We start from the raw sequence: 1497 nt of genomic DNA on the forward strand, positions 1-1497 counted from the left end.
GGACCGGCTCCGGTCGAATGTCGAGCACGGTCAGCGGGAACCCCGCCCTGGCCAGATTCGAAGCCATGCCCTCGCCCATGTTGCCCAGCCCCATGAATCCCATCTTCAGTGCCATTTACTTGTCCCCATGAATGATAAACAGTAGTTCGATGCAAGCTGATAAATGACGTACATTCAGCTTTATGTGGATCGCAGCTTAGCTGATCTCTTGCGGAACGTCCACTGATGGACCAAGGAACGAACCATTCTCTCGCCTATCGAAAACCCTAACGAACAAATGACGATGATTCAATTATGCTTGGCTCAGGGACTGCCGCCAAGTTGATTCCGGAAGGGGCGAGGCGGCTGTCGAATCCATTCATTGTTCTTTTCATGTGGAGGTAATTTATGGAAGCTCTGGAGCTTCACGACGCCGCGTTCCTGGCAGTCGATCTGCAATCAGGAATCCTGCGTCTTCCGCTGGCGCCGCATCCTGCGGACGCGGTGCTGGAGAACGGTGCGCGACTGGCGCAAGCCTTCAGGAATGCGCGGTGCCCCGTCGCCGTGACGCGCGTTGCATGGACTGCCGACTTTTCAGATGCGCTGCATCAGCCGGTCGACCGGCCGCTGCCGATGCCCGCCGGGGGGTTGCCTGTCGACTGGGCAGACCTGCCTGCGGACCTCGGAATCGTGGCCAGCGACATCGTGATCACCAAGCGTCAGTGGAATGCATTTCACGGCACTGAACTGGACCTGCAACTGCGCCGCCGCGGTGTAAAGACAGTGGTGCTCGCGGGCATTGCCAGCAACATGGGCGTGGAGTCCACCGCGCGTGCCGCCCATGAACTGGGCTACCACCTCGTCTTCGCCGAGGATGCGATCACCAGCGTATCGGAAGAGCTGCATGCGTTCGCTGCCAACACCATCTTCCCGATGATCGGCCGGGTTCGCAGCACGAGCCAGATTCTTGCCGCTATCAACGAGCGCTGAGGGCGACGCGCCACTCGCACGAACAGAACCAATTCAACAGCAGGAGACAACAGTGTCAGGTACGTTTCAAGACAAGGTGGCGATCGTGACGGGTGCCGGTGGAGGAATCGGCGAAGCCATAGCCCAGGACCTTGCCATGCAGGGTGCCAAGGTGCTAGTCGTCGATATTCAATCCGACGCCGCCGAAACGGTGGCTCAAGCGATTCGCGGGCAGGGCGGCACGGCTGTGGCGATGTGTGCGGATGTGTCTGTGCTGGAGCAATGCCAGGCCATCGTCGACCGCGCGATTCACGACTTCGGCGCCTTGAACTACGCAGCCAACAATGCCGGCATCAGCGGCAAGTTCGATGCACTACCTGACGTGACCGCCGATGAATGGCGGAGGGTCATGGGCGTGAATCTCGACGGGATCTTCTATTGCATGAAGGCCCAGCTTCCGGCGATCGAGAAGGCAGGCGGCGGAGCGATCGTCAACACGGCCTCGATCTACGCGCACCTCGGATTGGGCCGGCTGGATGCGTATACCGC

At 59.9% G+C, this 1497-nt stretch carries 3 protein-coding genes; 2 read left to right on the plus strand and 1 reads right to left on the minus strand.

Going from position 1 to position 1497, the window contains the following annotated elements:
• A partial coding sequence (locus tag AC1DY5_RS55285; RefSeq protein ID WP_478122643.1) for an NAD(P)-binding domain-containing protein occupies positions 1–115 on the minus strand: 115 nt, incomplete at its 3' end.
• Between the two features lie 272 nt (positions 116–387).
• Here AC1DY5_RS55285 and AC1DY5_RS55290 point away from each other — a divergent pair.
• Both AC1DY5_RS55290 and AC1DY5_RS55295 read left to right on the plus strand, forming a co-directional pair.
• A complete protein-coding gene (locus tag AC1DY5_RS55290; protein ID WP_478122641.1) occupies positions 388–969 on the plus strand; it encodes a hydrolase in 582 nt (193 codons plus the stop codon).
• 76 nt (positions 970–1045) lie between these two features.
• On the plus strand, positions 1046–1497 hold a 452-nt coding region (locus AC1DY5_RS55295), incomplete at its 3' end, for an SDR family NAD(P)-dependent oxidoreductase (RefSeq protein ID WP_478122642.1).

This window comes from Variovorax sp. P4_D9 (assembly GCF_056401695.1).

Excerpts from the sequence above, each read along its gene's own strand:
- AC1DY5_RS55290 (WP_478122641.1), top strand. The coding sequence starts at position 388 with ATGGAAGCTCTGGAGCTTCACGACGCCGCGTTCCTGGCAGTCGATCTG.